Origin of the sequence: Pseudomonas sp. NPDC086566 (assembly GCF_050280885.1) — a bacterium.
Classification (GTDB): domain Bacteria; phylum Pseudomonadota; class Gammaproteobacteria; order Pseudomonadales; family Pseudomonadaceae; genus Aquipseudomonas; species Aquipseudomonas vlassakiae.
The window spans coordinates 223,380-248,465 of sequence record NZ_JBNNWD010000009.1; the positions used below are offsets into that span (position 1 = coordinate 223,380).

A 25,086-nucleotide genomic window follows, 5' to 3' on the forward strand; every position below is an offset into this window, starting at 1 on the left:
ACGATGCGCCCGCGCGATATCGCGAGCACCCGTCTACCCGTTTTCCGCTAGCACGCCGCTGGTCACCCAGGAGTTTGTCCATGGCTTCATCCCTGTCCCTGCAACACCGCCACGGCCTCTTCTCAGGGCTGCTGAGCCTGTCGATCAGCCCTGCCCTGGCATGGGCGGACAGCACCGTACTGGAGGCCGTCACGGTCACGGCCGAGCAACCCGACAGCTACCACGCCAGCACTGCCGCAGTGAGCGGCTTCGGCGAGGCCCCCCTGCTCGATACCCCGGCCTCGGTCGCGGTGTTCACCGAACAACTGCTCAAGGACCGCCAGGCGCGGCTGCTGAGCGAAGTGCTCAGCAACGATGCCTCGACCGGCGAAAGCTATGCCCCCATCGGCTACTACGAGAACTTCGTGGTCCGAGGGTTTTCCCTGAGCGCCGCCAACAGCTACAAGATCAACGGCAGCACCATCACCGGCGAACAGAACGTCGCGCTGGAAAACAAACAGCAGGTCGAGCTGCTCAAAGGCCTGTCTGGCTTGCAGAGCGGTGTTTCCGAGCCGGGCGGGCTGGTCAACTACGTCACCAAGCGCCCACAGGATGTGCATTCGGTCACCGTGGCGAGCAATGAATCGGGCGAGCGTTACCTGGCCACCGACCTTGGTGGCTGGCTCGACAGCGAGCAGCGCCTGGGCGTGCGCGCCAACTTCGCCCATGAAGACATCCGCAGCTACGTGGAAAACTCCGACGGCAAACGTGATTTCGCCTCCCTGGCCGTGGACTGGAGCCTCAGCGATGCCGCCCTGCTGCAACTGGATGCCGAATACCAGACCCGCGAACAACGCTCGGTACCGGGCTACCAGCTGCTTGGCGGCAACGTGGTGCCCAGCGGCATCGACCCCAAGGACCGCCTGGCCGACCAGCACTGGTCGAAACCGGTGGGTATCGATTCGCTCAACCTTGGCAGCCGCTTCGAGTACCGCTTCGACGATGACTGGAGCGCCAACCTGAGCGCTTCGCGCAGCCGGGTGGTGATCGACGACTACAGTGCCTTCGCCTGGGGCTGCTATGGCGCCCCGAGCTGCGCCAGCTCCGCCGTGCCCAACTACTTCAGCCCCGAGGGCGACTACGATGTCTACGACTTCCGCAGCCCCGACGACACCCGCCGCAACGACGAGCTCCAGGCGACCCTGAGCGGGCGCTTCGACAGCGGCCCGTTGCAGCATGAACTGACCCTTGGCAGCAGCGCCTTGCGCCGGCTCATCGACCGCCGCGACGCGGTCAATGAATGGGTGGGCACCGCCAATGTCTACCAGCCCGTACCCGACTTTGTGCCGAGCAACGCGCCACTGGGGCATACCTATCGGCACCTGGACAGCCGTCAGTACGGCGTGTTCTTCAGCGACCGGCTGAGCTACGGCGAACACTGGCAGGCCATTGTTGGCGGCCGCCAGGTCCGCCTCGACGAGAAAACCTTCGACATCGACGGCAATACCACGCGCCATACCCAGCGTTCGGAGTTCCTGCCCAATGTGGCACTGATCTACAAACCCAGCCCGGAAATTTCCCTGTACAGCAGTTACAGCAAGGGCCTGTCCCTGGGCGGCGAAGCGGCCTGGTTCACCACCAATGCCTACGAGATCCTGCCGCCCACGGTGTCGCGCCAGCTCGAGCTCGGCGCCAAGCGCGACTGGCAGGGGCTGAGCTTCGGCGCCGCGCTGTTTCGCATCAGCAAGGCCTACCAGTACTCACGCCCCAATGGCGACGGCAGCTTCACCTACGTGCAACAAGGCGAGCAGGAAAACATCGGCCTTGAACTTTCCGCCAACGGGCGCCTGACCGAGCAGTTGCAGGTGGCTGCCAGTGCCGCGGCCATCCGTGCCCGGGTCGAGGACAGCGGCACAGACCGCTACGAAGGCCATCAGGCGATCAACGTGCCGAAGGTGCGCGCCAGCCTGCACGCCGACTACAGCATCGCCAGCGTCAAGGGCCTGGCCCTGCTCAGCGGCCTGCGCTACAGCGCCAGCAAGTATGCCAGCCAGGCCGGCAATGTGAAGGTCGATGGCTATACCGTGTTCGATGCCGGCGCGCGCTACACCCTCGACCTGGAGGGCTATGAAACCGTGTTTCGCCTGAGCGTGGACAACCTGTTCGACAAGCGTTACTGGCGCGATGTGGGCGAGTACATGGGGGACGGCTACCTGTTCCAGGGCGCGCCGCGCACCGCCCGCCTGTCTGCAACCGTGAATTTCTGAACGGCCCTGGAGGTGCCTATGTCACCGTTGGAAATCATCGCCGTGCTGTTCAACATCCTCGGCGTGTGGCTGACCACCCAGCGCGTTCGCTGGTGCTGGCCGGTCAGCGTGGTGGCCGTGTTGCTCTATGCCTGGATCTTCTTCGAGGTGAAGCTGTATTGCGACATGCTGCTGCAACTGGTCTTCGCCGTGCTGCAGGGCTATGGCTGGTGGCGCTGGAGCCAAGGCTACAGTGCCGCCGCCAAGGTCGAGGTGCAACGCCTGCCACGCCGCGAAGCCACCATCAGCCTGGTAGCCGGGCTTGCCGGTGCAGCGCTGCTGGGGGCCCTCATGCAGCGCTACACCGATGCTTCAGCGCCGTGGATCGACGCGCTGCTGAGTTCGCTGAGCCTGGTGGCGAGCTTCTGGGCGGCACGCAAGTATGTCGCCAGCTGGGGGCTGTGGATCGTGCTCGACAGCGCCTATGTCGGGCTGTTCCTGTCCAAGGACCTGCAACTGACGGCCGCCTTGTACGCCGGTTTCGTGGTACTGGCCGGCTACGGCCTGCTGGCCTGGCGCAACGAGCTGCAGGCACGGCAACCGCCACTGCCGGTGGGCGTCGGAGGGGTGCAATGAACCCGTTTCGCACCTCGTTCGTCAGCGAGTCGCAGCCACAAGCCAGCTGGCGCGCCTCCCAGCCCCACTACCTGCGCATCCGCGATCAACTGGCCAGTGAGCTGGCCCAGTGCTGCCTGCCTGCCGACAGCAAGCTGCCCGCGGAACGGGACATGGCCGAGCGCTTCGGCTGCACCCGCGTGACCCTGCGCCAGGCCCTGCAGTTGCTGGAAACCGACGGCGTCATCTACCGCCAGGACCGCCGCGGCTGGTACGTCAGCCCGCCACGCATCCGCTACGACCCGACCGGCATCATCGGTTTCATGGAATACGTCGCCACCCAGGGCCGCACGCCACGCACCGAGTGCCTGCACGCCGAACGCCGCCCGGCCGGGGCCTGGCTGGCCAAACGCATGGGCCTGGAACACCCGGAGGAACCGGTGTTCTACCTGCAGCGCCGCCGCTGGGTCGACCAGCGTCCGGTCCTGCTGGAGTGCAATGTGCTGGTGGTCGACTGGTGCCCCAGGTTGCTCGACGCCGACCTCAACACCTCGCTGACTGCCCTGCTGCGCGAACGTTTCGGCCGTGTGCAGTCGCGCAGCGAACTGTGCATGCACCCCGAGACGATGAACGACTTCCAGGCCGACCTGCTGCAGGTTTCCCCGGGTTCGAGCAGCTTTTACCTGGAACGCCTGAGCTTCGGCGAACGCGGCCAGCCGGTCGAATTCGACCAGGAGTTCTGGCGCCCGGATGCACTCGCGGTGGTGTTGCAGACCCGCTATCCCGGCCAGGGCGAGGCGCCATGAACGAGCTGTCCGACGCCCCACTGGTGCCTGCCCGGTTCAATAGCGTGCTTGCAGGGCCTGCTGCAGATCCCGGCGCAGCGAGCCGACATCCTCCAGCCCGATATGCAAACGCACCAGCGTGCCTGGAAGCGGCGCGGCAAAGCGTCGATCGCCGAGGTCGCCAAGGGTCACCAGGCTCTCATAGCCGCCCCAGGACGCGCCGATGCCGAACAGCCGCAGGCGATCGGCGAACGCCTCTGCCCGGCCCAGGCTGCCATCGCTCAACACCAGGCTGAGCAGCCCGTTGCTGCCCTTGAAATCCCGCTGCCACAAGGCGTGGCCAGGATGCTCCGGCAACCCTGGGTGGTACACCTGCGCCACCGCCTCGTGGGCTTGCAGCCAGCGGGCGATCTCCAGGCCCTGTCGCTCATGCACGGCCATGCGGCTGGCCAGGCTGCGGGCCCCGCGCAGCACCAGCCAGGCGTCATCCGGGCTGACCGTGCAGCCGCAGGTATCGCTGCTGCGCGACAGCGCGGCGAAGGCCTCGCGGGTTGTGCAGACGCTGCCCATCATCACGTCGCTGTGGCCGGCGAAGTACTTGGTCAGGGCCATCACCGAGATGTCCGCCCCCAGGGCCAGCGGCTGGTGCAGGTAGCCCGAGCCCCAGGTATTGTCCACCGCCAGCAGGATCCCGCGTGGCTTGCACAAGGTGGCCATGGCCGGCAGGTCGTTGAGCTCGTACAGCAGCGAGCTGGGGCTTTCGCTGTAGACCATGCGCGTGTTCGGCCGCAACGCCGCTTCCAGCCCCTGGCCATCGGCGGCAAAGTACTCCACCGCAATGCCGAACGGCTGCAACAGTTCACGTGCCAAGCGCCGCACCGGGCCATAGACGCCATCGCTGAGCAGCAGATGGTCGCCCGGGCGCAAGTAGGCGAGGAAGGTCTGGCTGATCGCCTGCAGGCCAGTGGCGAACAGTTTGCAGCGATAGCCGCCCTCCAGTTCGCTGACCAGGTCCTCCAGCGCAAACGCCGTGGGGTTGCCCCGCGCCCCGTAGCTCAGCACCCGCTGCTGGTCGCGCGTGCCACGGGCCGCACGCTGCTCGGCGACGCTGTCGAACAGCACGGTGCTCAGGCGGCTGACCGGTGGGTTGACGCCATGGGCACCAGGGCCCGGCTCGCCGCGCCCGCCATGCACCAGGCGGGTGGCCGGCGGGTCGCTGTGGGTCAACGGGGTGAAGCTGGCGATCTCGGCCGGGTTCATCTGCGCGATCAGGCCGGTCTCCCAGGCGAGGTAACGACGGGCAGCGTCCTTGTTGCCGGCGTGGCGGTCGTGAACGAAGAAAAGGAAATCGATGCAGGCGGCGTCTGGCAGGCTGCTGTCGCCGTTGACCTGCGGCCAATCGCCCAGCAATGCCTGTGGGAACAGCCCTGCGCGCTGGCGCTGGGCGGCGGGCAGTTCGCTGGCGGCCAGCTCGGCGATGCGTGGATCGTCGCAGATGAACACCAGGGGGCGTCGCTCTGCCCTCACCTGCTCGGCCAGGGTCGGGCGGATCGCCCACTTCGCGCCGTACAGGTGGCGCTTGCGGTAGGCGCTGCTCGAGCGCAGGTCGAGCAACAGCGCGCCGTCCAGCCCGCTGGCATCGACCTCGGCCAAGGTCAATGGCAGCGCAGCCGGACCGGGCAACGCCAGGCCGCTGGCCAAGCCACCTTCAAGCACATGGGCGTCATGCCCCATCTGTCGCAGCCAGCTGGCCACCACCGGGGCTCGCACGCCGTCGTCATCGAACAGCACGACCCGCGCATGGCGCACGCCGATGTACAGGTCGGTGCCCTGGATCAGCTGGCCGCCTGGGCAATGCTGGGCGCCGGACAGGCTGCCAGCAGCATGTTCCTCGGGAGTACGCACGTCGCAAAGGAACAGGCTGCGCTGCGGGTCCTGCTGCCACTGGCGCACCTGCTCTGCCGATACCTTGCCGACTCCTGCCTTGCGCGCCAGGGCCTCGGCGCGGGCATGCTGCTGCTTGAGTGAACTGCCACTGTGGGCCGGGTAATGTCGCTGTGCGCCATGCTCCAGCGGCAGGTCCGCCAGGAACCAGCCTTGGGTCCCGTTTTCCAGGGCATACACCGGGTTGTCTATGCCCAGGTTGATCAGGGTCTGCGCACCGATGATGCTGCGGGTGCGGCCGGCGCAGTTGATCACCACTGGCGTGTGCGAATCGCTGACCAGGTCTTCCAGGCGATAGCTCAGCTCACCATTGGGGCAGCAGGTGGCGCCGGGGATGTTCATCTTGGCGAATTCGTCCAGCGGCCGGCCATCGAGCAGTACCAACGGCTTGCCCTGGCGCTGCCACTCGGCCAGTTGCAGCGGGGTGATGCACGGGGTGTGGCAGGTGTGCTCGACCAACTCGCCGAACGCCTTGGACGGCAGGTGCACCCCGGCGAACAATTCGAAGCCTGCGCCCTGCCAGCCCAGGCTGCCGCCCTCCAGGCAGTGCACGGCGCTGTACCCCAAGGCCTGCAAGCGCCGAGCTCCGCGCTGGGCCAGCTCGCCGCCGCTTTCGTCGTATATCACCACCCGGACTGCCGGGTTCGGCGCCAGGCGCGGCGCTTCGATCTCAAGGCGGCTGTAAGGCAAGTTGACGGCGTGGAACAGGTGGGCCTCACCGTATTGACCATGCTCGCGCAGGTCGAACAGGGCGATTTCCCGGCCGTCGAACAGCCAGGTGTGCAGCAGCGCTGGGGTGATGCTGGGAATCATGGGACGCAGTCCGTGGTCGTTTTCTGAATGGGAGAGCTGCCCTGCCGGCCTTCCGGCGGGCAGGCAGCAGCTGTCAAAGGCCGTAGGCCTGGATCGAAGGCGTCATCTGCGACTTGTTGTAGTTGACCACGCTGCCGTCGTCCTTGACCCCGTAGCGGTTCTCCAGCGACTCCAGCGGGCGGCCGTACAGGTGAAAGTGCAAGGTCGGGCTGTCGCCCTCGACGCGAATGCCGTGCAGGTCTTCACCCAGGAACGCCACGGAGGTACCCGGCTGCACCACGATCTCGCGCTCCAGGGCAAGGCTTGCACGGCGCGGATCGCTGCCGTCGTCCTCGCGGCGGTATACGCGGTTGAGCTCCTGGCCCTCGATGGCGACGATGATCGCCCAGGTTTCATGGTTGTGCGGCAGGGTCGCCTTACCCGGCAGCAGCGAGTTGACGTAAAGCGTTGGCGCTTCACCGTCATCATTCAGGCGGTAGCGGAACTGGGTCTCACCGGTGGCGGCATCAGGCGCCGGGAAGCGCTCGAAGTTGAACAGGTCGCGGCGCTCGGCCAAGCCTTCGAGCAGCACGACAATCTGCTGCAGCGCAGTGCGGTCGACACCGCGCTCATGGATGGCGCGCACTTGCGCGAGGAACGGCTCGATCACGGAATCACGGGACATGGTCGGTCTCTCTTGTAGGAAAACGGGCATCACACGCTGAGGCTGTAGCGCCCCAGGTTGCTCAACACATCGGGCGCCGGTCGGCTGGGGCGGTGGCCGCCCTCGCCCAGCGCATGCTGGAGGAACGCACGGGTACGTTCGTGGGTGGGGGAGCGGAACACCTGTTCTGCGCTGCCATGCTCGACAATGCGACCGTGCTCGGTGAAATACACCTGGTCGCTGATTTCCTCGGCAAAACGCATTTCATGGGTGACCAGCACGCAGGTCATGCCTTCCTCGGTCAGCTCGCGGATCACCGCCAGCACCTCGCCGACCATCTCTGGGTCCAGCGCCGAGGTCACCTCGTCGAACAGGATCAGTCTGGGTCGCATGGCCAGGGCACGGGCAATGGCTACCCGCTGCTGCTGCCCGCCCGACAGCTCGCCCGGGAAGGCTGCAGCCTTGTGCCCCAGGCGCACCTTGTCGAGCAGCGCCAGGGCCTGGTCGCGGGCCTGCGCACGGTCACGGCCGAGTACCTTGGTCGGCGCGATCAGCAGGTTGTCCAGCACGCTCAGGTGCGGGAACAGGTTGTATTGCTGGAAGACGAAGCCCACCTGCTTGCGCAGGGCGATCAGCCCGGCCTCGCCGCGCAGTCGCTCGACCTGGGTGTCGCCGATGCGGATGCTGCCGTGCTGGGGTCGCAGCAGGCCGGTCATGCAACGCAGGATGGTCGACTTGCCAGAGCCGGACGGGCCGATGATCGACACCGCCTGGCCGGCCTGCACGTCCAGGTCGATGCCACGCAGCACCGGGGTGTCGGCAAAAGCCAGGTGCACGTCACGCAGCTGGATCAAGGGTTCAGAAGGCATAGCGGCGCTCCAGGCGTTGGGTCAGGCGGGCAATCGGGTAGCAGTAGGCGAAGAACAGCGCCAGCACGCTGAAGTAGACCAGCACCGTGAAACCGCTGCGGTTGACGGTATTGGCGGCAATCTGCGCACTGTCGATCAGGTCGTGCACACCCACCAGCGAAGCCAGCGCGGTGCCCATGGTTACCACCGCATACAGGTTCATCCAGGGCGGCAGCATGCGCCGCAGGCACTGCGGCAGGATGATCGAGCGGAAAATCTGCCCGCGGCTGAACGCCAGCGAGCGCGCCGCCTCCCACTGGGTGCCGGGGATCGACGCGACCGCCCCGCGGAAGATCTCGGCCACGTTGGCGCTGGCCGGCAAGGCCAGCCCGACGGTGACCTTCAGCCAGTCGGGGAATGCCACCCAGGTGCCGCCCACCTGGACGTCGAAGGGGAATACATACGAGGTGAAGTAGATCAGCACCAGCCAGGGCGCGTTGCGAAACACTTGTACCCAGAGCCGCGCCAGCGCACGCAACGGTGCCAACGGCGACAGCAGCAAGCTGCCCACCAGCAACCCCAGCAACGTTCCCAGGCCGATGGCGCCAATGCTGATCTGGATATTCTGCACAAGCCCTGCGCCCAGGGTCGGCGACCAGTGCCACAGGGTGGCAAGGTTTTCAATGGCCATAGCCAGGCATCCTCAGGCGCGCTTCCAGGCCACGGCCGGCACAGTTGACGGCCAGGCTCAGCAGCCCGTAGAAGGCCAGGATCAGGATCATCAGCTCGATGACATTGTCACCTTGGGTCCAGATCATGATCGCGGCGTAGGTGATGTCGTTGACGGCGATGGCCGAGGCCACGGCAGTCATCTTCACCAGGTCGATGAGGTTGTTGACCAGCGCCGGCAAGGCAAAGCGCAGCGCCAGCGGCAGTTGCACCTGCAGCAGTTGCTGGCGGCGGCTAAAGGCCAGAGAGCTGGCCGCCTCCAGGGTGACCGCGGGTACCGCTTCGATGCCGGCGCGCAGGGCCTCGGCATGGAAGGCACCTTTGTGCAGCGAAATCACCAGCACCACCCAGGCGAATGGCGTCATGGGGTTGGCGCTGCCCAGGCTCTGGTTGATCAGCATGTTCAGCACCAGGAAGGCGCAGTACAGCTGCACCAGGGTCGGGGTGTTGCGGGTGACTTCGATGAAGGCCCGTGCCGGCCACGCCAGCCAGCGGCGTGTCGAGGTCACTGCCGCAGCCAGCAGCACACCCACCAGCAGGCTGCCGGCAATGCCGCACAGGCACAGCCACAGCGTGGTCAGCGCGCCATCGAGCAACTTGCCGCTGGCGTAGGCGTCGAACACAAAGCTGTAGTCCAGGCCGAGCCGGGCAAGCTGCCCGACCAGCCAGTGCAGGGCATCGCTCATCAGGCGCCTTCGCCCTGCAGCTGGGTGCGCAACTCCACCAACGCTGGCGAGGCCGGGGTGATGTGGTTGGCCTGCTCACGCTCGATCAGCCAGCCGCTGCGGTGCCACTGCTTGACGAAAGGGTCCAGGCGCTGCTGGGTATCGGTCTCGCCCAGGCGCGTCCAGATCACCGACGGTGCCGGGTTGAGCTCGGGGGTGAGGGCTCGGTAGCCGCTCCATTCCCCGCCCTTGGCCAGCAGCGGGTTGATCAGCGTGGCGTCGTGCACGGCGGCCAGGCAATTGTTGCCGCGCAGGGCCAGCAGCGATTCGGCGGAGGTCTTGAAGGCCTTGATGTCGGCGCCCAGGTTGACCAGGGCCTGGGTGTAGCTGCTGCCCTGGCTGGTGCACACCGGCTGGCCCTTGAGGTCCGCCCAGGCCTTGACCGGGCTGCCCTCTGCCAGCACGGCCGTGCCGCCGACGCGGTAGAACGGGGTGGGCACGTGGCCCAGCAGCTTGTCGCGCTCGGCAGTCCATTCCATGTTGGCGATCAGCAGGTCGACCTTGCCCTGCTGCAGGAACTGCACGCGGTTGGCTGGCTGTACAGCCACCAGGTCGACATCGACGCCCAGCTGACGCGCCAGGTCGCGGGCCAGGTCGACACTGAAGCCGACGGGCTCTCGGCTGACCGGGTCGATGGCGCCGAACGGGCCGCCAGACAGCACCACCCCCACCGAAAGCTTGTGGCGTTGCTGGATCTTGTCCAGGGTGGCATCGGCCTGCGCCAGGCCGCTGGCGGCCAGGGTGGCAGTGGCCAGCAACGATGCGTACAACCCACGACGGGCGACGGTAGACAGCGACATGGTGAATCTCCTCATCCCGGCAGCCGGAACGCCCGGCCAATAGAGGCGCATGCTAGGAAGTTGCCGAGGTGAGGGGAAATTCAAATATTGACTATCCTTATAACTTAGTCGGTATAGCAGCGCTCACCAAATGGAATAAGCCAGTAATTACGGGCATCTATAGACGAGGATTTCCATCCCTGCCACTCTAGACATAAAGAATCTTTATGCTTTTTCGTCAGCCCTTGATGCAAAGATGCCTACCCATGACTACACCCGCCCTGGATCTCGACCTGCTGCGCACCTTCGTCGCCATCGCCGACCACACAAGCTTCGCCGAGGCTGGCCGCCACCTGGGCCGCACCCAGGCCTCGGTGACCCAGCACATGCAGCGCCTGGAGCAGCAGGTGGGCGTGGCGCTGCTGCGCAAGCAGGGCCGGCAGAAATCCCTTACCGATGCAGGCCGTCAGTTGCTGCGCCACGCCCGGCAGATGCTCGCGCTCAACGACGAGGCACTGGCCGGCCTGCGTCACGATAGCCTGAGCGGCGTGCTGCGCATCGGCTCGCCCCACGATATCGCCGACACCATCCTGCCTCCACTGCTCAGCCACATCGCCCGCTCGGCGCCCAACCTGCGCCTGGAGATCGACGTTGGCCGCAGCCCGTTCCTGATGGAGGACCTGCAGCGCGGCAAAGTCGACATGGTCATCTCTACCCGCACCGCACCGGGCCTGGAAGGCTTCGCACTGCGCGCCTCGCCGGTGTGGTGGATCTGTGCGGCGCACTATCAGCACCAGCCAGGGGAGCCGTTGCCACTGGTGCTGGTGGACGAACCCAGCCTGTACCGCAAGCTGGCGCTCGAAGCGCTGGAGCACGCCGGCATCGCCTGGCGCCAGGCTTACCTGGCATCTAACCTGATCGGCGTCAAGGCAGCGGTGCGTGCCGGCCTGGGCATTACAGCACGCAGCCAGGAAATGGTCGGCCCCGACATGCGCGTGCTGGGGCAAAGCGATGGCCTGCCGGCTCTGCCTGACGTGACTTACTACCTGTGGGTGCGGTCCAACAGTGCCAACCCGCTGGTGCGCCAGGCTTACGCGATGGTGCGCGCCAGCGCCGGGGCCTGACAGGCATGATGACTGAACACCGGCGAGGCACGAGCACCTGGGCCAGGAACCTGTCGCCCACCCTGGCGGTCCCCTGACGAGAGCGGGCCGCTTCGCATGCCGGCTGCCGATTGCGCCCCATGGCTTTTACGAGACTGCATCCTTGACCCCTTCAAAGCCCCTCGCCTCAAATGACCGTGCCCTGGACTGGCTGAATTTCTTCCTTGCCGACGTACGCGACGGCCTGGGGCCCTACCTGGCCATCTACCTGCTTGCCGTGCACCAGTGGCAGCCAGCGAGCATCGGCCTGGTGATGACCCTGGCCGGCATCGTCGCGCTGCTGGCGCAAACGCCGGCCGGCGCGCTGATCGACAGCACCAGGGCCAAGCGCGCGGTGGTGGTGATCGCCGCCCTGCTGGTGACCGGCAGCTGCCTGCTGCTGCCGTGGCTATCGTCGTTCGCCGGGGTAGCCTTGACCCAGACGGTCGCGGCCCTGGCTGGCTCGGTATTCGCCCCGGCAATTGCCGCCATTTCGCTCGGTATCACTGGCCCGCAGGCATTCACCCGCCGGGTGGGCCGCAACGAAACGTTCAACCACGCCGGCAATGCCTGCTCGGCGCTACTGGCGGGCGGCCTGGCCTACCTGTTCGGCCCGGTGGTGGTGTTCTACCTGATGGCCATCATGACCGTGGCCAGCATCGTGGCCGTGGCCCGGGTACCCGCTGCGGCCATCGACCACCAACTGGCGCGCGGCCTTGGCCATGGTCCGATGGCGGCTGACCACCCTGCAGGGCTGAAGCTGCTGCTGCACAACCGCACCCTACTGATCTTCGCCGTGTGCTGCGCGCTGTTTCACCTTGCCAACGCAGCGATGCTGCCGCTGGTGAGCCAGAAGCTGTCACAGATCGACCTGCGCCTGGCCACACCGCTCACCTCTGCGTGCATCGTCGCGGCGCAATTGGTGATGGTGCCGATGGCCCTGCTGGTCGGGGCCAAGGCCGAGCAATGGGGGCGCAAGCCGTTCCTGCTCGCCGGTTTTCTCATCCTGCCGATAAGAGGTGCGCTTTACCTGGTCTCCGACAACCCGTTCTGGCTGGTAGGCGTGCAATTGCTCGACGGTGTTGGCGCGGGCATCTTCGGCGCACTTTTACCCATCGTGGTCAAGGACCTGACCGAAGGCAGCGGGCGCTTCAATGTCAGCCTTGGCGCGCTGACGGCGACGTTCGGGCTGGGCGCGGCGCTGAGCCCTGGAATCGCCGGGCTGGTGCTGCAGGCCTCTGGCTACGACGCAGCGTTTCTTGCCTTGGCGGCCATTGCCGCAGTCGCCTTCGTGCTGGTGCTGGTGGCGCTGCCTGAAACTCAACCAGGCGTTTCGCCGTCGCCCTCGGCCACGCCTGCCGAGTCGACCTGAACAGCCCCACACCTCCCACAGGAGGGCTAAGGTGCCAGACTCACGCCGTTACAGCGTCCCTTGGTAGCGAAGTCGCTGATCAGCCGTGCCTTGTCCACCTTCATCAGGATCGTGCAGCCACCCGGATGGGTCACGTCATCCCAGTAGTTGGTATGAACCATCACGTTGCCCTGCATTTCTGCGGTGCTGCCCACGACCTCCTTGCGCACATACGTGGTGTCGCGGTACCAGCCCAGTTGCACCCCAGCACCATCAGGCAAAGGCTCCATGCGCCCAGGCGGGCCGAAGAAGTCAATCGCCTGTTTGGCGTCACGCCCCTGCCACTGGTGGCTGGCGCGCAGCTCCGGCAGGGTCGGGATACAACCGGTGAGCGTAAGCAGCATCAGGCCGAGCAACCGAATCCGGAGGGTCATCAAGGGCTTTTGCTCAGCATGTCGTCCAACTCTTGCACCGCCTGGCTGTTGGCTTGCACACCCACCAACTGGATGAACATGGCCTGGACAGTTGCGACCATCTGGGTGGGAGGCATCTTGCCAATCGACAGCATCTGATTGCGTGCTCGATTTTCAGGGGCGCAAACGAAGGCGAAGGTGCGCTTCAACCAGTAGTCTTTCGGTGCGACCCAGTTGCGGGCATTGGTTTTTACGTCCTTCACGGCGCCGTCGAAGCGCCGTATCGCCCGGGCGCTGTCCAGGCGTATCTGGCGCTGTTTACACTTCACCTGTACTTCATAGGCGACGAGGGTTGGATAGGCGGGGTCTTCGAACAGCTGCATGACCTGCGCCGACTGTACGCCACCCCCCTTTTGCAGGATGCCGGCACTGTCGGCAACGTACACTTCGTTGTGCAGGCGCTCCCCTTTGCCGTAGATGATCCAGTAGTCGCCCGGCGCTTGAGCGGCCATGGCCGGAGCGCTGCAAGCCGTGGCCAGGATGGCCAACCAGCGGCTTGGCGATAGAAAACGGTAGTTCATGGAAGTCCTGTCCCGATGTCTGTAATCCGGCACGGACTATACGAAAGCTGCCTCGCCAAGGTCGATTAGCACGCTTGTACTAGTGGCCGAACGCCTGCAGCGCAGGCAATCCTGCGTCCGGCACGCATTCACTGACGGAGGATGTCGTAACTTCGGGACTGGAAAAGGCCGGATGACCCTGGATCGGCGCGAACTTGACTGAAACGAAAAAAGGCCCCGAAGGGCCTTCTTTCTTGCCTTACCGAAAAAATTCGTTAAGGCCAATTTGGAGCGGGAAACGAGACTCGAACTCGCGACCCCGACCTTGGCAAGGTCGTGCTCTACCAACTGAGCTATTCCCGCGTCGTGATGGGTGCCATTCTAGCGATATCTGAAACGGCGTCAACCCCTTGATTCAAAAAAAGTTTTATTTTTGCTCGGAGCCTTCGCGCAGGTGCGGCCAGGCGGCCAGCAGGTAGTGCACCATCGACCACAGGGTCAGCGCCGCCGCCACCAGCAGCAAGCCGTAGCCCAACACGACCCAGAAGCTTACCACCGGCGGGTTGGCCAGCAGGATCACCAGCGCCAGCATCTGCGCCGCGGTCTTCCACTTGCCAAGGCTGGACACCGCCACATGCGCCCGCGCCCCCAGTTCGGCCATCCACTCACGCAGTGCCGAAACGACGATTTCACGGCCGATGATCACCGCTGCCGGCAGGGTCAGCCAGAAGTTGGCGTGCACCTGTACCAGCAACACCAGGGCCACGGCCACCATCAGCTTGTCGGCCACGGGGTCGAGGAAGGCGCCGAAGGGTGTGCTCTGCTGCAGGCGACGCGCCAGGTAGCCGTCCAGCCAGTCGGTGGCGGCGGCGATGGCGAACACCGTGCTGGCGGCCATGTAGCTCCAGTGATAGGGCACATAGAACAGCAGGATGAAGATCGGGATGAGCAGGACGCGTAGAACGGTGAGCAGGTTTGGAATATTCATCGGTACGACTGGCTGCGGGTTGAACCCGGCATTCTACTCGCTATGCAGGCTGGCATAAATCGACTCGGCGAGCTTTTTACTGATGCCGGGCGCTTTGGCGATCTCATCGATGCTGGCGCGGTTGAGCTCCTGCAGGCCGCCGAAGTGTTTCAGCAAGTCGCGGCGGCGCTTGGGCCCTACCCCGGCGACGTCCTCCAGGCTCGACGTGCGGCGGGCCTTGCCGCGCCGGGCGCGGTGGCCGGTGATGGCGAAGCGGTGGGCTTCGTCGCGGATCTGCTGGATCAGGTGCAACGCCGGGCTGTCGCCCTTGAGGGTGAACTCATGGGTCACGTCGTTGAGGTACAGGGTCTCGAAGCCGGCCTTGCGGGTCACGCCCTTGGCCACGCCGAGCAGGGTCAGGTCAGTGAAGGCCAGCTCCTGCATCACTTCGCGCGCCATGTTCAGCTGGCCCTTGCCGCCGTCCACCAGCAGCACATCGGGCAGTTTGCCCTCGCCATCCTTGATCCGCCCGTAACGGCGGGTCAGGGCCTGGTGCATGGCGGCGTAGTCATCGCCAGCGGTGACGCCTTCGATGTTGAAGCGACGGTAATCCGACTTGATCGGGCCCTCCGGGCCGAACACCACGCAGCTGGCGACCGTGGCTTCGCCGCTGGAGTGGCTGATGTCATAGCATTCCAGGCGTTGCGGTACCTCATCCAGGCCAAGCACTTCGGCCAGGGCCTCGAAGCGCGCGGCCATGTGCTGGCGGTTGGCCAGGCGGGCATTGAGTGCCTGTTCGGCGTTGGTCACCGCCAGTTGCTGCCAGCGCGCGCGGGTGCCGCGCACCCGGTGGCTGATGCTCAGCTCGCGACCGCGAAGGCTCTGCACGGCTTCGGTGATGGCCTCGAAGTCTTCATGCACCACGTTGACGATCAGCTCGCCAGGCAGCTCGCGCTCGGCATTACCCAGGTAATACTGCGACAGGAACGCAGCCATGACTTCGGCCACCTCCTCCTCGATGCCCACCTGGGGGAAGAAGTTCTTGCTGCCCAGCACCCGGCCACCGCGCACGCTGATCAGGTGCACACAGGCACCACCGGGGTTGACGAAGGCGGCCACCACATCGACATCGCCGGAGCCGCCTTCGATGTACTGCTGGTCCTGGACCCGGCGCAACAAGGCAATCTGGTCACGCAGCTCGGCGGCCTTCTCGAAGTTGAGGGCCATTGCCGCCTTTTCCATGGCTTCGTTGAGTTCGTTGCCCAGCTGCTGGCTGCGGCCTTCGAGGAACATTACCGAGTGGCGCACGTCCTCGGCATATTCCTCGGGCGTCACCAGCTGGGTGCACGGGCCCTTGCAGCGCTTGATCTGGTACTGCAGGCATGGGCGGGTACGGTTGGCGAAGTAGCTGTCTTCGCACTGGCGCACGGAAAAGGCCTTCTGCAGCAGGCCAAGGCTCTCGCGAATGGCGCCCGCACTGGGGTACGGCCCGAAATACCGCCCCTTGGCTTTCTTCGCCCCGCGGTGGATGCCCAGCCTGGGGAACTCACCCTCCGACAGGAACACGTACGGATAGGACTTATCGTCGCGCAACAGAATGTTGTACGGCGGGCGCCACTGCTTGATCAGGTTCTGCTCGAGCAGCAGCGCCTCGGTCTCGTTGGCCGTGATGGTGGTTTCGACCTGGGCGATGCGCGCCACCAGCGCAGCGGTTTTCGGCGCAAGGCCGGTCTTGCGGAAATAGCTTGCCAGGCGTTTCTTGAGGTTCTTGGCCTTGCCCACGTAGAGCAGCCGCGCCTCGGCGTCGAACATCCGGTATACGCCTGGGCGACCACTGCAGGTCGCCAAGAACGCGCTGGCATCAAAGACTTGTGACATGAAGGATTAGAGGCTTGCGTCAACCATACCGTGGCGAACGGCCAGCAAGGTCAGTTCGACATCGCTGGTGACCGAGAGTTTTTCGAAGATCCGATAGCGGTAAGTATTGACGGTCTTGGGCGACAGGCACAACTTGTCAGAGATGATCTGCACTTTCTGGCAGCCGACAATCATGAGGGCGATCTGGATTTCCCGTTCCGACAACGCGTCGAACGGCGACGCTTGCGGCTGGAACGACTTCAGTGCCAACTGCTGAGCAATCTGCGGGCTGATATAGCGCTGGCCGGCAAAAGCCAGGCGAATGGCCTGGACCATTTCGTCCAGGCCGGCGCCCTTGGTCAGGTAGCCAGCGGCACCGGCCTGCATCAGGCGGGTGGGGAACGGGTCTTCTTCGCACACGGTAACCGCCACCACCTTGATGTCGGGGTGGCTGCGCAGCAGCTTGCGGGTGGCCTCCAGGCCGCCGATCCCGGGCATCTTCACGTCCATCAGGACGACGTCAGGCTTCAGTTCCCGGGCGAGTTTCAGCGCCGACTCGCCCGAATCCGCCTCACCCACCACCTGCAGGCCGTCGATATCAGCCAGCATGCGAGTAATACCGGTTCGAACCAGATCGTGATCGTCGACCACTAGAACCCTAATCAAGCAGACACCTCGTCAACAGGGCGATTGGATCCCGCCACCTTAACAAAATTTTTCACGGCGGACCTAGCGTAAAACTTCCTACATAAACGTCTGACGCTCATGACGCGGCTGTCGTGCCAGTTCCCCCCCACCGCCCTCACCCACCAGGCGCCCCAGCAGGTGCCACAACGCCGCCTTGTCGGCTGCCGGCAACCGCCGGAACGCGCCCAGCAGACCGGTTTCATCTGCCGACAGGCTTTCCAGCGGCGCCGGTGTGCGCTCTCCGCTGAGCACATACAGCGCATCCACGCCCTTGGTCGCCAGCGCGGCCAGGTAATCCGCCCGAGGCGTGCGCTCGCCACTTTCGTACTTGCCCTGAGCGTTGGGCTCGACACCGCCGATGTCACCAAATACCCGCTGGGTCATGCCCAGCCGCTCACGCTCTTCTCGCAACCGTAGACCGAGTCCTTTCATATGACGTTCTCCTTGTTCCTGTGCCGTCATGGAGTAGCTGCTCACAATCCTGAAAGCAGTTGCAGACTGTGCGGTCACTATGCCCATCGCCGACCTTCGTCGCAAGCCAGTATTGCGCCACCACCGCGCCCTGCGGAGCCTTGATTTAGAGGGATCTTATCCATCTCAGCCGTGCAATTCAGGCCGAACAACACGAGGCAGATACGGCAAAAGCGCCACGTCCTTGGCGCCACTTTATTGCCACCTACGGGATTATCATTTTTTTGACGCCTAACTAACAGCAACTTTAAGTTATTGATTTACAAGCATTTTTTAACTCTATCAGACAATAATTAAATTAATTTCAGATAACCCAATATCAACGCTTGCAATAAAAATAAAAACGCCCTTAGGCTGTAAAAAGACCACTAAGAAACAGTCTGCAACGCCACTTCGAGCGCGGCTTACTTCTGCGCGTCTGCCATTCGACAACTTCATGAACGATGTATCTCGGCCGGCTTTGCCGTGCCCCAGGGAGAGGGACGTATGAACATCAGTATCTTTGGACTTGGCTATGTGGGCGCAGTCTGCGCGGGGTGCCTGTCGGCCCGCGGCCATCAGGTGCTGGGGGTGGACATTTCTCCGGCGAAAATCGAACTGATCAACCAAGGCAAATCGCCGATCGTCGAGCCAGGCCTGGAACAGCTGCTGCAGGACGGTGTCAGCAAAGGCCGCCTGCGCGGCACCACCGACGTGCAGGCAGCGATCCTCGCCAGCGACCTGTCGCTGCTGTGCGTCGGCACCCCGAGCAAGAAGAACGGCGACCTGGACCTGGTGTACATGGAGGCGGTCTGCCGGGAGATCGGCACCGCCCTGCGCGACAAGGCCAACCGCCACACCGTGGTGGTCCGCAGTACCGTGCTGCCTGGCACGGTAAAGAACGTGGTGGTCCCGATCCTGGAGCAGTACTCGGGTAAAAAAGCCGGCGTCGACTTCGGCGTGGCGGTCAACCCGGAATTCCTCCGCGAAAGCACGGCGATCCAGGACTACGACTTCCCGGCAATGACCGTGATCGGCGAACTGGACAGCCAGTCGGGCGACCTGCTCGAGTCGCTGTACAACGGCCTCGAAGCACCGGTGATCCGCAAGTCGATCGAAGTCGCCGAGATGATCAAGTACACCTGCAACGTGTGGCACGCGACCAAGGTCACCTTCGCCAACGAGATCGGCAACATTGCCAAGGCTGCCGGCGTCGATGGCCGCGAGGTGATGGATGTGGTGTGCCAGGACCACAAGCTCAACCTGTCCCGCTACTACCTGCGCCCCGGCTTCGCGTTCGGCGGCTCGTGCCTGCCCAAGGACGTGCGCGCCCTCACCTACCGCGCTGCCAGCCTGGATGTGAAGGCGCCGCTGCTCGACTCGTTGATGGCCAGCAATGCCTCGCAGGTGCAAAACGCCTTGGACCTCATCGAGCGCCAGGACAAGCGCAAGATCGCCCTGTTGGGCCTGGCCTTCAAGGCCGGCACCGACGACCTGCGCGAAAGCCCGCTGGTGGAACTGGCCGAGCGCCTGATCGGCAAAGGCTACCAGTTGCACATCTTCGACGAGAACGTCGAATACGCCCGCGTGCACGGGGCCAACAAGGAATACATCGAAGCGAAGATCCCACATGTTTCGTCGCTGCTGCACAACGACCTGCAGCAGGTGATCGATGACGCCGAGGTGATCGTCCTGGGCAACAACGACCCACGCTTCGCCAGCGCCCTGCAAACCCACCACGGCAAACAGGTGATCGACCTGGTCGGCTTCATGCCCGGCCTGAGCGACAGCCGCAGCCAGGGCATCTGCTGGTAACCGACCCGGCACCCACCGCGCACCACCTGCCACAGGCTCAGGCCTTGGCGGGGTGGCGCGCGGGCACCGCGAAAACAGGAGTCAAGCCGACATGGATCGACAGCAACCGCCCTTCGTGGCCCCCGGCTACCTGCGCGCAGGCGCCAGCTTCTTCGGCTGGGCGTGCCTCGCCGGGTTGATTGCGCTGGCGTCGGAGATGGTCGCGCCGCAGTACCTGGACCCGGACCACCACCTGTTCATCTTCATCATCGGCACGCTGGGCATGTGGCGCTACGGCAATGCCGTGGTCCACTACCTGCGCGGCATGTACTTCCTGCACTGGAAGTTTCCGCGCCTGCGCCGGCAAGTCGACCGCCTGGGCGATGCAGCATTGCCCTCGCACATGTTCATGGTGGTGACCAGCTTCCGCATCCCGACCACTACTACCTTCAAGGTCTACCAGTCGGTGTTCCAGGAGGTGCAACGGCTGAACGTACCCTGCACGGTGATCGCCTCGATCGTCGAGAAAGGCGACGAGACCTTCATCAAGCAGATCATGCGCAACGAGGTCAAGGACCGCGACGACATCAAGCTGGTGATCGTCCGCGCCCGGGGCACCGGCAAGCGAGACGGCCTGGCCCATGCCTTCCGCGCATTGTCGCGGCAGATGCCGCTGAGTGACGCGGTGGTCGGCGTGGTCGACGGCGACACCATGATGCTCCCTGGCTGTGTCGAGCGAGCGGTCAAGCTGTTTGCCGTGCTGCCGGACGTGGGTGGCCTGACCACCAATGAATTCTGCGAAGTCGAGGGCAGCCGCTGGATGCGCCAGTGGCACTCGATGCGCTTTGTCCAGCGCCACATCAACATGTGCTCGATGGCGCTGTCGCACCGGGTGCTGACCCTGACCGGGCGGCTGTCGTTCTTCCGCGCCGAAGTGATGACCGACCCCGAGTTCATCCGCGACGTCGAGGCCGATTTCCTCGAACACTGGCGCCTGGGCCGCTTCCAGTTCCTTACAGGTGACGATAAGTCGAGCTGGCTGAGCCTGATGCGCGCTGGCTGGAACACCTTCTACGTGCCCGACAGCCACACCCTGACCGTCGAGCACCCGCCCAGCGACAGCTTCTGGATCGCCACCCGCCAGCTGATGTTCCGCTGGTACGGCAACTCGCTGCGGCAGAACTTCCGCGCCACCGCCCTGCTCGGCCGGGCCCGCCTGGGGCTGTTCACCCTGTACGTGCTGCTCGACCAGCGCGTGTCGATGTGGACCTGCCTGATGGGCCTGACCGCCTCGGTGGTGGCCGGCCTGGTGTTCGGTATCCAGTACCTGCTGGTGTACCTGTTCTGGGTGCTGATCTCGCGCAGCCTGGTGACCGTGCTGTTCGTCTTCGCCGGCCACCCGGTCAGCCCGATGTACCCCTTCGTTCTTTATTACAACCAGATCGTCGGTTCGCTGATGAAGGTCTACGCGATGTTCCACATGGACCAGCAAAGCTGGACGCGACAGAAGACCACCCTGGCCACTGGCAGCGTCGACTTCGACGCCAGCCTCAACCGCTGGTCCTCGAAGGCGATGCTGTGCTCGTCGATCGCCATCTTCTTCGGGGTCATCACCGTGCTTTTAGAACTCTCGCAACGTTAAGGAAAGGCGCCTGCATATGAGTACCACGAACATTCCCGCGGCCCCGGGCAAGACAGCGGCCAACATCGTCCACGAGGCGGTCGACGAGCGCCAGTACGTGCGCACCCGGATGAACGCACGGGTGCGCCTGGCCAGTGCCGGCCAAGCCCCGTTCGAAGTCGCCCTGCAGGATATTTCCCTGGGCGGGCTGGGCCTGATCCACGACGCGCCGCTGAACGTCGGCACGCTGTACGACGCCTCGATCCGCTTGCGCCTGAACCAGGTCGACCTGAACATCGACAGCAAGATCCGCATCGTCTCCCAGCGTGGCAACGAAGTAGGCGCGCAGTTCGTCGAGCTCGATGCACAGAAGCGCGACATCCTGCGCTACCTGATCAGCGCCTACATGTCCGGCGAGATCGCCGACATCAACGGCCTGTTCAATGTCATGCAGCGCGAGAACTACATCAAGGAACGCAAGCACAAGTACGCCAGCGCACGCACCCCGGGCGCCCGCCTCAAGGCCCTGACCGGCACCTTGCTGTACACCGCCGCCGGCGTCGCCGCACTGGCCTTCGTCGGCTACAAGGGCTACCTGCTGTTCTTCCGCATCCCGGCGCTGCAGGCCCAGGTGGCAACCAACGCCCAGGTCATCAGCATGCCCGACAACGGCTACGTGAAGTACCTGCTGCCCGCCGGCGCCAGCGAAGTGCAGGCCGGCCAGCCGCTGGCCAGCATCTCCACGCAGCTGGCCACCAGCTTCACCAGCCCGGCCGACATGAAGGCGGTCGCCGACCTGTCGCCGGGCGACCTGCAGGCCCTGCTCGGTCGCGCCACCATCGAGACCGTGATCAACAGCCCGTGCGATTGCACGGTCTACTACCCGAACCAGCGCCTGGACGGCTACGGCTATAAAGAGGCTGCGCTGATGCACCTGCTGCCCAAGGACCAGGGCCTGTTCGTCCGCGCCAATGTGCCGTTCGACAAGCTCGCCGATGTCGACCGGGTGAAATCGGTGGACATGCAGGTATTCGGCCTCGACCAGCACTACAGCGGCAAGGTGGTCGACGCACGGGTCGATGAGGTCAACCGCAATCTGGCGTTGACCATCCAGCCTGACAGCCCGTTGCCGGCGGCTGCCTACCAGAAAGCGGTAGCGGTCGACCTGTTCATGGGGCTGCCGTTCGGCGCAGCGCGCTAAACGGCCGAGGATGATGACGCCATGACCGCCAATATGCCCCCCCGCCTGCTGCTGGCTGGCCTGGCCCTGGCCTGCGCCAGCTCGGCCAGCGCCGGCCAGAGCCTGGAGCAGATCCGCTACGCGCTGTACAAGGACCCGTCGGCCGAGGTCACCACCGACCTGCGCGAACTGGCTGCCCGTGGCGACCTGGCCAGTACCCTGCTGCTCGGTGATGTGCTGGCCGGACGCGAAGATGCCAGCCGCGCGGAAGTGGTGGCGCTGTACCAGACGGCTTTTGCCGATGGCCATGGCATGATCCCGGCACTGGCTTCGCTGGCCCGCCTGATCGACCGCACCCCGAGCCTGCGCGAGGCGCTGCGGCCGTGGATGGCGCAGGCACTGACGCGCTACCCGGCCAACCTCGACCCACGCAACACCAGCACCACGCTGGAAGTGTTCCTGACTTACCCGGAGCTGGTCGACACCGCCCAGGCGGCGCAGTTGCTGGCCTTGTACGAACAGGCCTGCCTGCTCAACTGCCTTCCTGCGCTGTACCACGCCGTGCTCGCCGAACGCCAGGGCGACCGTACCGGCGCCGAGCGTTGGTATCGCCAGGCGGTGCGCGTGGACGTGCGCGCCCTGGACCGCTATTACGCCTTCCTCGGCGAACAGCAGGACCGCCTGTTCCCGCCCTTCGCCGACCAGCTCGAACCTGAGCGCGAACAGTTGCCAGTGGAGATCATCCACCGCGTCGCAGCGCTGCTCGACAGCATCACCAGCGTGCAGCGCGCCGAACAGGAAGCCGACCGCTACGAGAGCCAGGCCAGCGCACCCGGCGCCGAAAAACTGCCACCGACGCCCGAGCAACTGGCGCGCGAAAAGGCCCAGGACGACGCACTGAACCTGGCTACCGCCCGCGTCCAGCGCTGGCGCGATGTGGCCGTGGCCCGTGGCTTCGTGCCGGCGATGGTGTCCAAGGCCAACTACATGATCTCCAACCCGACCGAGCACAACGCCGAAGAAACCCAGGCGCTGATCGACCAGGTGCGTGAGCGCGAACCGACCCGGGCCAAGGCCTTGCAGGCGCAGTTCTACATGGTCAACAACTGGCTGACGATGGACCCGGACAAGGCCCGCGCGTTGATCGACGAGCTGCGTGCCAGCGGCTACCCCGGGGCCGGCCTGCTGCTGGGTGAGTACTACAGCAAGGGCGTCGAAGACCAGCCCGACCAGGAAAAGGCCCTGGCGCTGTTCCAGGCCGAAGCCGACAAGGGCAATACCGCCGCCTGGTACCGCATGGCCACTCTGCACGCCTCCGGCCGTGCCCTGTGCCACGACCCGGTCAAGGCCTACACCTATGCCCGCGTCGCCCTCGACCTGGGTGAACGCAGCGCGCGCAGCCTGATCAGGCGCCTGGAAAAGACCCTGCCAAAGGATGACATCGAGCGTGCCCTGGCCGCTCGCAACGGGCTGTTCAAGGAGGCCACCCTGTGAAAGCGCATCACCCCCTGTTCGGCGCCCTGCTGGCCCTGGCGCCGCTGCCGGCGGCGTTCGCCGCAGAAGAAATCACCGGCCCCGAGGCCGACAGCAACGAACCGGTGCGCGTCACTGCACTGGATGGCAGCGAGCCGGTGATCACCTCGGAAGTGTTCAACAAGCTCACCGTACAGACCGGCTACGGCCCCGAGGACTCCCAGGTCGGCAGCGACCGCGAAATGTTCTACAGCCTGCGTTACGAGCCGTCGTTCGCCTGGTACTCGCCGGAAAAGCGCTGGGCCAAATGGATGGTCTACGGCCGCCTGTGGTTGAACTACGACTCCAGCCAGTCGAGCAACCTGACCAACGAAGCGTCCAACGCCAACGAACGCGAGCAGCCCGAAGGCTGGTACGCCGAATTGCGCGAGCTGTACGTCAAGCGCAACTTGATCGGCGACGACCCACGCTTTTCTGCCTCGTTCGGCCGCCAGCGCTTCTATGACGACTATGGCATCTGGTGGGATGACAGCCTCGAGTCGCTGCGCTTCAACTACCAGGACACCTTCAGCGAGGCGTTCTTCGCCGTCGGGCAGAAGTTCCACAACTACAACACCGACGTCAACCGCCTGGCCGACAGCGAGGAGCGCACCACCTACCTGATGGGCCAGTACGCCTACCGCTGGAACCAGAACAACCAGGTCGGTGTGCGCCTGATGCACGAGAACGACCACAGCGGCCACGACGCCGGCGACCGTTACGACTTCAAGGGCATGCGCTACGGGCTGTTCTTCAAGGGCGACAACCTCGCCTACCCGGTGCTCAACGACTACCACCTGGAACTGGCGGCGCTGGACGGCAAGATGGATAACACCGACGGCAACGGTGCCACCACCACCGGCCACGGCAGCAAGGGCTGGGCAGTGCTGGGTGAGGTCGGCAAGCGCTTCGACGAGCTGGCGTGGACGCCGCGCGTGGCGCTGCGCGGCGGCCTGACCGACAAGCCCGGCGACGAGAACGACGGCTTCCGCCTGAACGCCATCCAGTCCGACCGCATCACCCGTACCGGCTCCTACAGCACCCGCCTGACCAGTTCATTCGTCGCCCTCGACCTGCGCAACCTGAGCTACTACGGCTTTGCCGTGGAGACCCGCCCCACCCCACGCAGTGCGCTGGACCTGCGGGTAACCCAGCTCGACCTGCGCGACGCCGACGGCACCCTGCCGATCCGCATGAATGGCGACCAGCGCACCGAGCGCAACCGCGCCATCAACCAAGGCAGCAACGGCAACGGGCGCAATGTCGGGCAGATGATCGACCTCAACTACTACTGGAAGATGTTTCCGGTGGCTATCGACGGCAAGCACCTGGACGTCAACACGCTGGTCAGTGCCAGTTATTTCAATGCCGGCAGTGCATTGCAAACCGGTGATGACTACCAGCTGAGCGTCGGCGTGGTGATCAGTTACTAAGGAAGGGCCGTGC

The 25,086-nt window shown here is 64.9% G+C and carries 22 protein-coding genes and 1 tRNA gene; 10 read left to right on the forward strand and 13 right to left on the reverse strand.

Features of this window, described 5'->3' with window-relative positions:
• Positions 1-80 precede the first annotated feature (80 nt).
• From ACQKPS_RS21550 to ACQKPS_RS21560, 3 genes are read left to right on the forward strand one after another with little or no spacing between them, the layout of a single operon-like run.
• Positions 81-2,246 carry a TonB-dependent siderophore receptor gene (locus ACQKPS_RS21550; protein ID WP_427605588.1) on the forward strand — a complete coding sequence of 722 codons (2,166 nt, stop codon included), beginning with the start codon at positions 81-83 and terminating at the stop codon, positions 2,244-2,246.
• 18 nt (positions 2,247-2,264) lie between these two features.
• A complete protein-coding gene (pnuC, locus tag ACQKPS_RS21555) occupies positions 2,265-2,861 on the forward strand; it encodes a nicotinamide riboside transporter PnuC (RefSeq protein ID WP_427605589.1) in 597 nt (198 codons plus the stop codon).
• On the forward strand, positions 2,858-3,646 hold the full coding sequence (locus ACQKPS_RS21560) for a GntR family transcriptional regulator (protein WP_254484850.1): 789 nt from the start codon (positions 2,858-2,860) through the stop codon (positions 3,644-3,646). Before pnuC ends, ACQKPS_RS21560 begins: the two co-directional genes overlap by 4 nt.
• Positions 3,647-3,682: 36 nt before the next feature.
• Here the strand turns inward: ACQKPS_RS21560 and metC are convergent, their stop codons facing one another.
• The 6 genes from metC to ACQKPS_RS21590 all read right to left on the reverse strand — a co-directional run bounded on the left by metC (position 3,683) and on the right by ACQKPS_RS21590 (position 10,127).
• Complete coding sequence (gene metC / locus ACQKPS_RS21565; RefSeq protein WP_427605590.1) at positions 3,683-6,382, reverse strand: cystathionine beta-lyase; 2,700 nt, start codon at positions 6,380-6,382, stop codon at positions 3,683-3,685.
• Between the two features lie 73 nt (positions 6,383-6,455).
• Positions 6,456-7,046: a cysteine dioxygenase family protein gene (locus ACQKPS_RS21570; RefSeq protein WP_254484846.1), complete on the reverse strand. Its 591-nt coding sequence runs from the start codon at positions 7,044-7,046 to the stop codon at positions 6,456-6,458.
• A gap of 29 nt (positions 7,047-7,075) precedes the next feature.
• The gene (locus tag ACQKPS_RS21575) at positions 7,076-7,894 is read right to left on the reverse strand and encodes an amino acid ABC transporter ATP-binding protein (RefSeq protein WP_254484844.1); all 819 of its coding nucleotides are present in this window, start codon (positions 7,892-7,894) and stop codon (positions 7,076-7,078) included.
• Positions 7,884-8,564 carry an amino acid ABC transporter permease gene (locus ACQKPS_RS21580; RefSeq protein ID WP_176508599.1) on the reverse strand — a complete coding sequence of 227 codons (681 nt, stop codon included), beginning with the start codon at positions 8,562-8,564 and terminating at the stop codon, positions 7,884-7,886. The genes ACQKPS_RS21575 and ACQKPS_RS21580 overlap by 11 nt, the downstream gene beginning before the upstream one ends.
• Positions 8,554-9,288 (reverse strand): amino acid ABC transporter permease, encoded by a 735-nt coding sequence (locus ACQKPS_RS21585; protein ID WP_254484840.1) that lies wholly within the window; start codon positions 9,286-9,288, stop codon positions 8,554-8,556. Before ACQKPS_RS21585 ends, ACQKPS_RS21580 begins: the two co-directional genes overlap by 11 nt.
• A complete protein-coding gene (locus ACQKPS_RS21590; protein ID WP_176508601.1) occupies positions 9,288-10,127 on the reverse strand; it encodes a transporter substrate-binding domain-containing protein in 840 nt (279 codons plus the stop codon). The genes ACQKPS_RS21585 and ACQKPS_RS21590 overlap by 1 nt, the downstream gene beginning before the upstream one ends.
• A 245-nt stretch (positions 10,128-10,372) precedes the next feature.
• Between ACQKPS_RS21590 and ACQKPS_RS21595 the strand changes: the two genes are divergently transcribed.
• Both ACQKPS_RS21595 and ACQKPS_RS21600 read left to right on the forward strand, forming a co-directional pair.
• A complete protein-coding gene (locus ACQKPS_RS21595) occupies positions 10,373-11,230 on the forward strand; it encodes a LysR substrate-binding domain-containing protein (RefSeq protein ID WP_176508602.1) in 858 nt (285 codons plus the stop codon).
• Positions 11,231-11,372: 142 nt separating this feature from the next.
• Positions 11,373-12,620 (forward strand): MFS transporter, encoded by a 1,248-nt coding sequence (locus ACQKPS_RS21600; RefSeq protein ID WP_427605591.1) that lies wholly within the window; start codon positions 11,373-11,375, stop codon positions 12,618-12,620.
• A gap of 26 nt (positions 12,621-12,646) precedes the next feature.
• Here ACQKPS_RS21600 and ACQKPS_RS21605 read toward each other — a convergent pair whose 3' ends face one another.
• From ACQKPS_RS21605 to ACQKPS_RS21635, 7 genes are all read right to left on the reverse strand, one after another.
• A complete protein-coding gene (locus tag ACQKPS_RS21605) occupies positions 12,647-13,033 on the reverse strand; it encodes a hypothetical protein (RefSeq protein ID WP_254484834.1) in 387 nt (128 codons plus the stop codon).
• The gene (locus tag ACQKPS_RS21610; RefSeq protein WP_427605592.1) at positions 13,033-13,593 is read right to left on the reverse strand and encodes a hypothetical protein; all 561 of its coding nucleotides are present in this window, start codon (positions 13,591-13,593) and stop codon (positions 13,033-13,035) included. The genes ACQKPS_RS21605 and ACQKPS_RS21610 overlap by 1 nt, the downstream gene beginning before the upstream one ends.
• Positions 13,594-13,859: 266 nt before the next feature.
• Positions 13,860-13,935, reverse strand: a tRNA-Gly gene (locus tag ACQKPS_RS21615).
• A gap of 64 nt (positions 13,936-13,999) precedes the next feature.
• The gene (pgsA, locus tag ACQKPS_RS21620) at positions 14,000-14,560 is read right to left on the reverse strand and encodes a CDP-diacylglycerol--glycerol-3-phosphate 3-phosphatidyltransferase (protein WP_027920568.1); all 561 of its coding nucleotides are present in this window, start codon (positions 14,558-14,560) and stop codon (positions 14,000-14,002) included.
• 33 nt (positions 14,561-14,593) lie between these two features.
• Positions 14,594-16,417, reverse strand: a complete 1,824-nt coding sequence (uvrC, locus tag ACQKPS_RS21625; RefSeq protein ID WP_254484830.1) for an excinuclease ABC subunit UvrC — start codon at positions 16,415-16,417, stop codon at positions 14,594-14,596.
• Positions 16,418-16,423: 6 nt separating this feature from the next.
• Positions 16,424-17,062 (reverse strand): response regulator transcription factor GacA, encoded by a 639-nt coding sequence (gene gacA, locus ACQKPS_RS21630; protein WP_054884910.1) that lies wholly within the window; start codon positions 17,060-17,062, stop codon positions 16,424-16,426.
• A 78-nt stretch (positions 17,063-17,140) separates the two neighbouring features.
• Positions 17,141-17,515 carry a helix-turn-helix domain-containing protein gene (locus tag ACQKPS_RS21635; protein ID WP_283724390.1) on the reverse strand — a complete coding sequence of 125 codons (375 nt, stop codon included), beginning with the start codon at positions 17,513-17,515 and terminating at the stop codon, positions 17,141-17,143.
• 525 nt (positions 17,516-18,040) lie between these two features.
• On the opposite strand from ACQKPS_RS21635, the gene ACQKPS_RS21640 reads away from it, so the two are divergent.
• From ACQKPS_RS21640 to ACQKPS_RS21660, 5 genes are all read left to right on the forward strand, one after another.
• A complete protein-coding gene (locus tag ACQKPS_RS21640) occupies positions 18,041-19,348 on the forward strand; it encodes a nucleotide sugar dehydrogenase (RefSeq protein WP_254484826.1) in 1,308 nt (435 codons plus the stop codon).
• 91 nt (positions 19,349-19,439) lie between these two features.
• Positions 19,440-20,969, forward strand: coding sequence for a glycosyltransferase (locus tag ACQKPS_RS21645; RefSeq protein WP_186603515.1), 1,530 nt, complete (start codon positions 19,440-19,442; stop codon positions 20,967-20,969).
• A 16-nt stretch (positions 20,970-20,985) separates the two neighbouring features.
• The gene (locus ACQKPS_RS21650) at positions 20,986-22,149 is read left to right on the forward strand and encodes a PilZ domain-containing protein (RefSeq protein WP_427605593.1); all 1,164 of its coding nucleotides are present in this window, start codon (positions 20,986-20,988) and stop codon (positions 22,147-22,149) included.
• A gap of 21 nt (positions 22,150-22,170) precedes the next feature.
• Positions 22,171-23,622, forward strand: a complete 1,452-nt coding sequence (locus ACQKPS_RS21655; protein WP_427605594.1) for a tetratricopeptide repeat protein — start codon at positions 22,171-22,173, stop codon at positions 23,620-23,622.
• On the forward strand, positions 23,619-25,073 hold the full coding sequence (locus ACQKPS_RS21660; protein ID WP_427605595.1) for an alginate export family protein: 1,455 nt from the start codon (positions 23,619-23,621) through the stop codon (positions 25,071-25,073). Before ACQKPS_RS21655 ends, ACQKPS_RS21660 begins: the two co-directional genes overlap by 4 nt.
• Positions 25,074-25,086 lie beyond the last annotated feature (13 nt).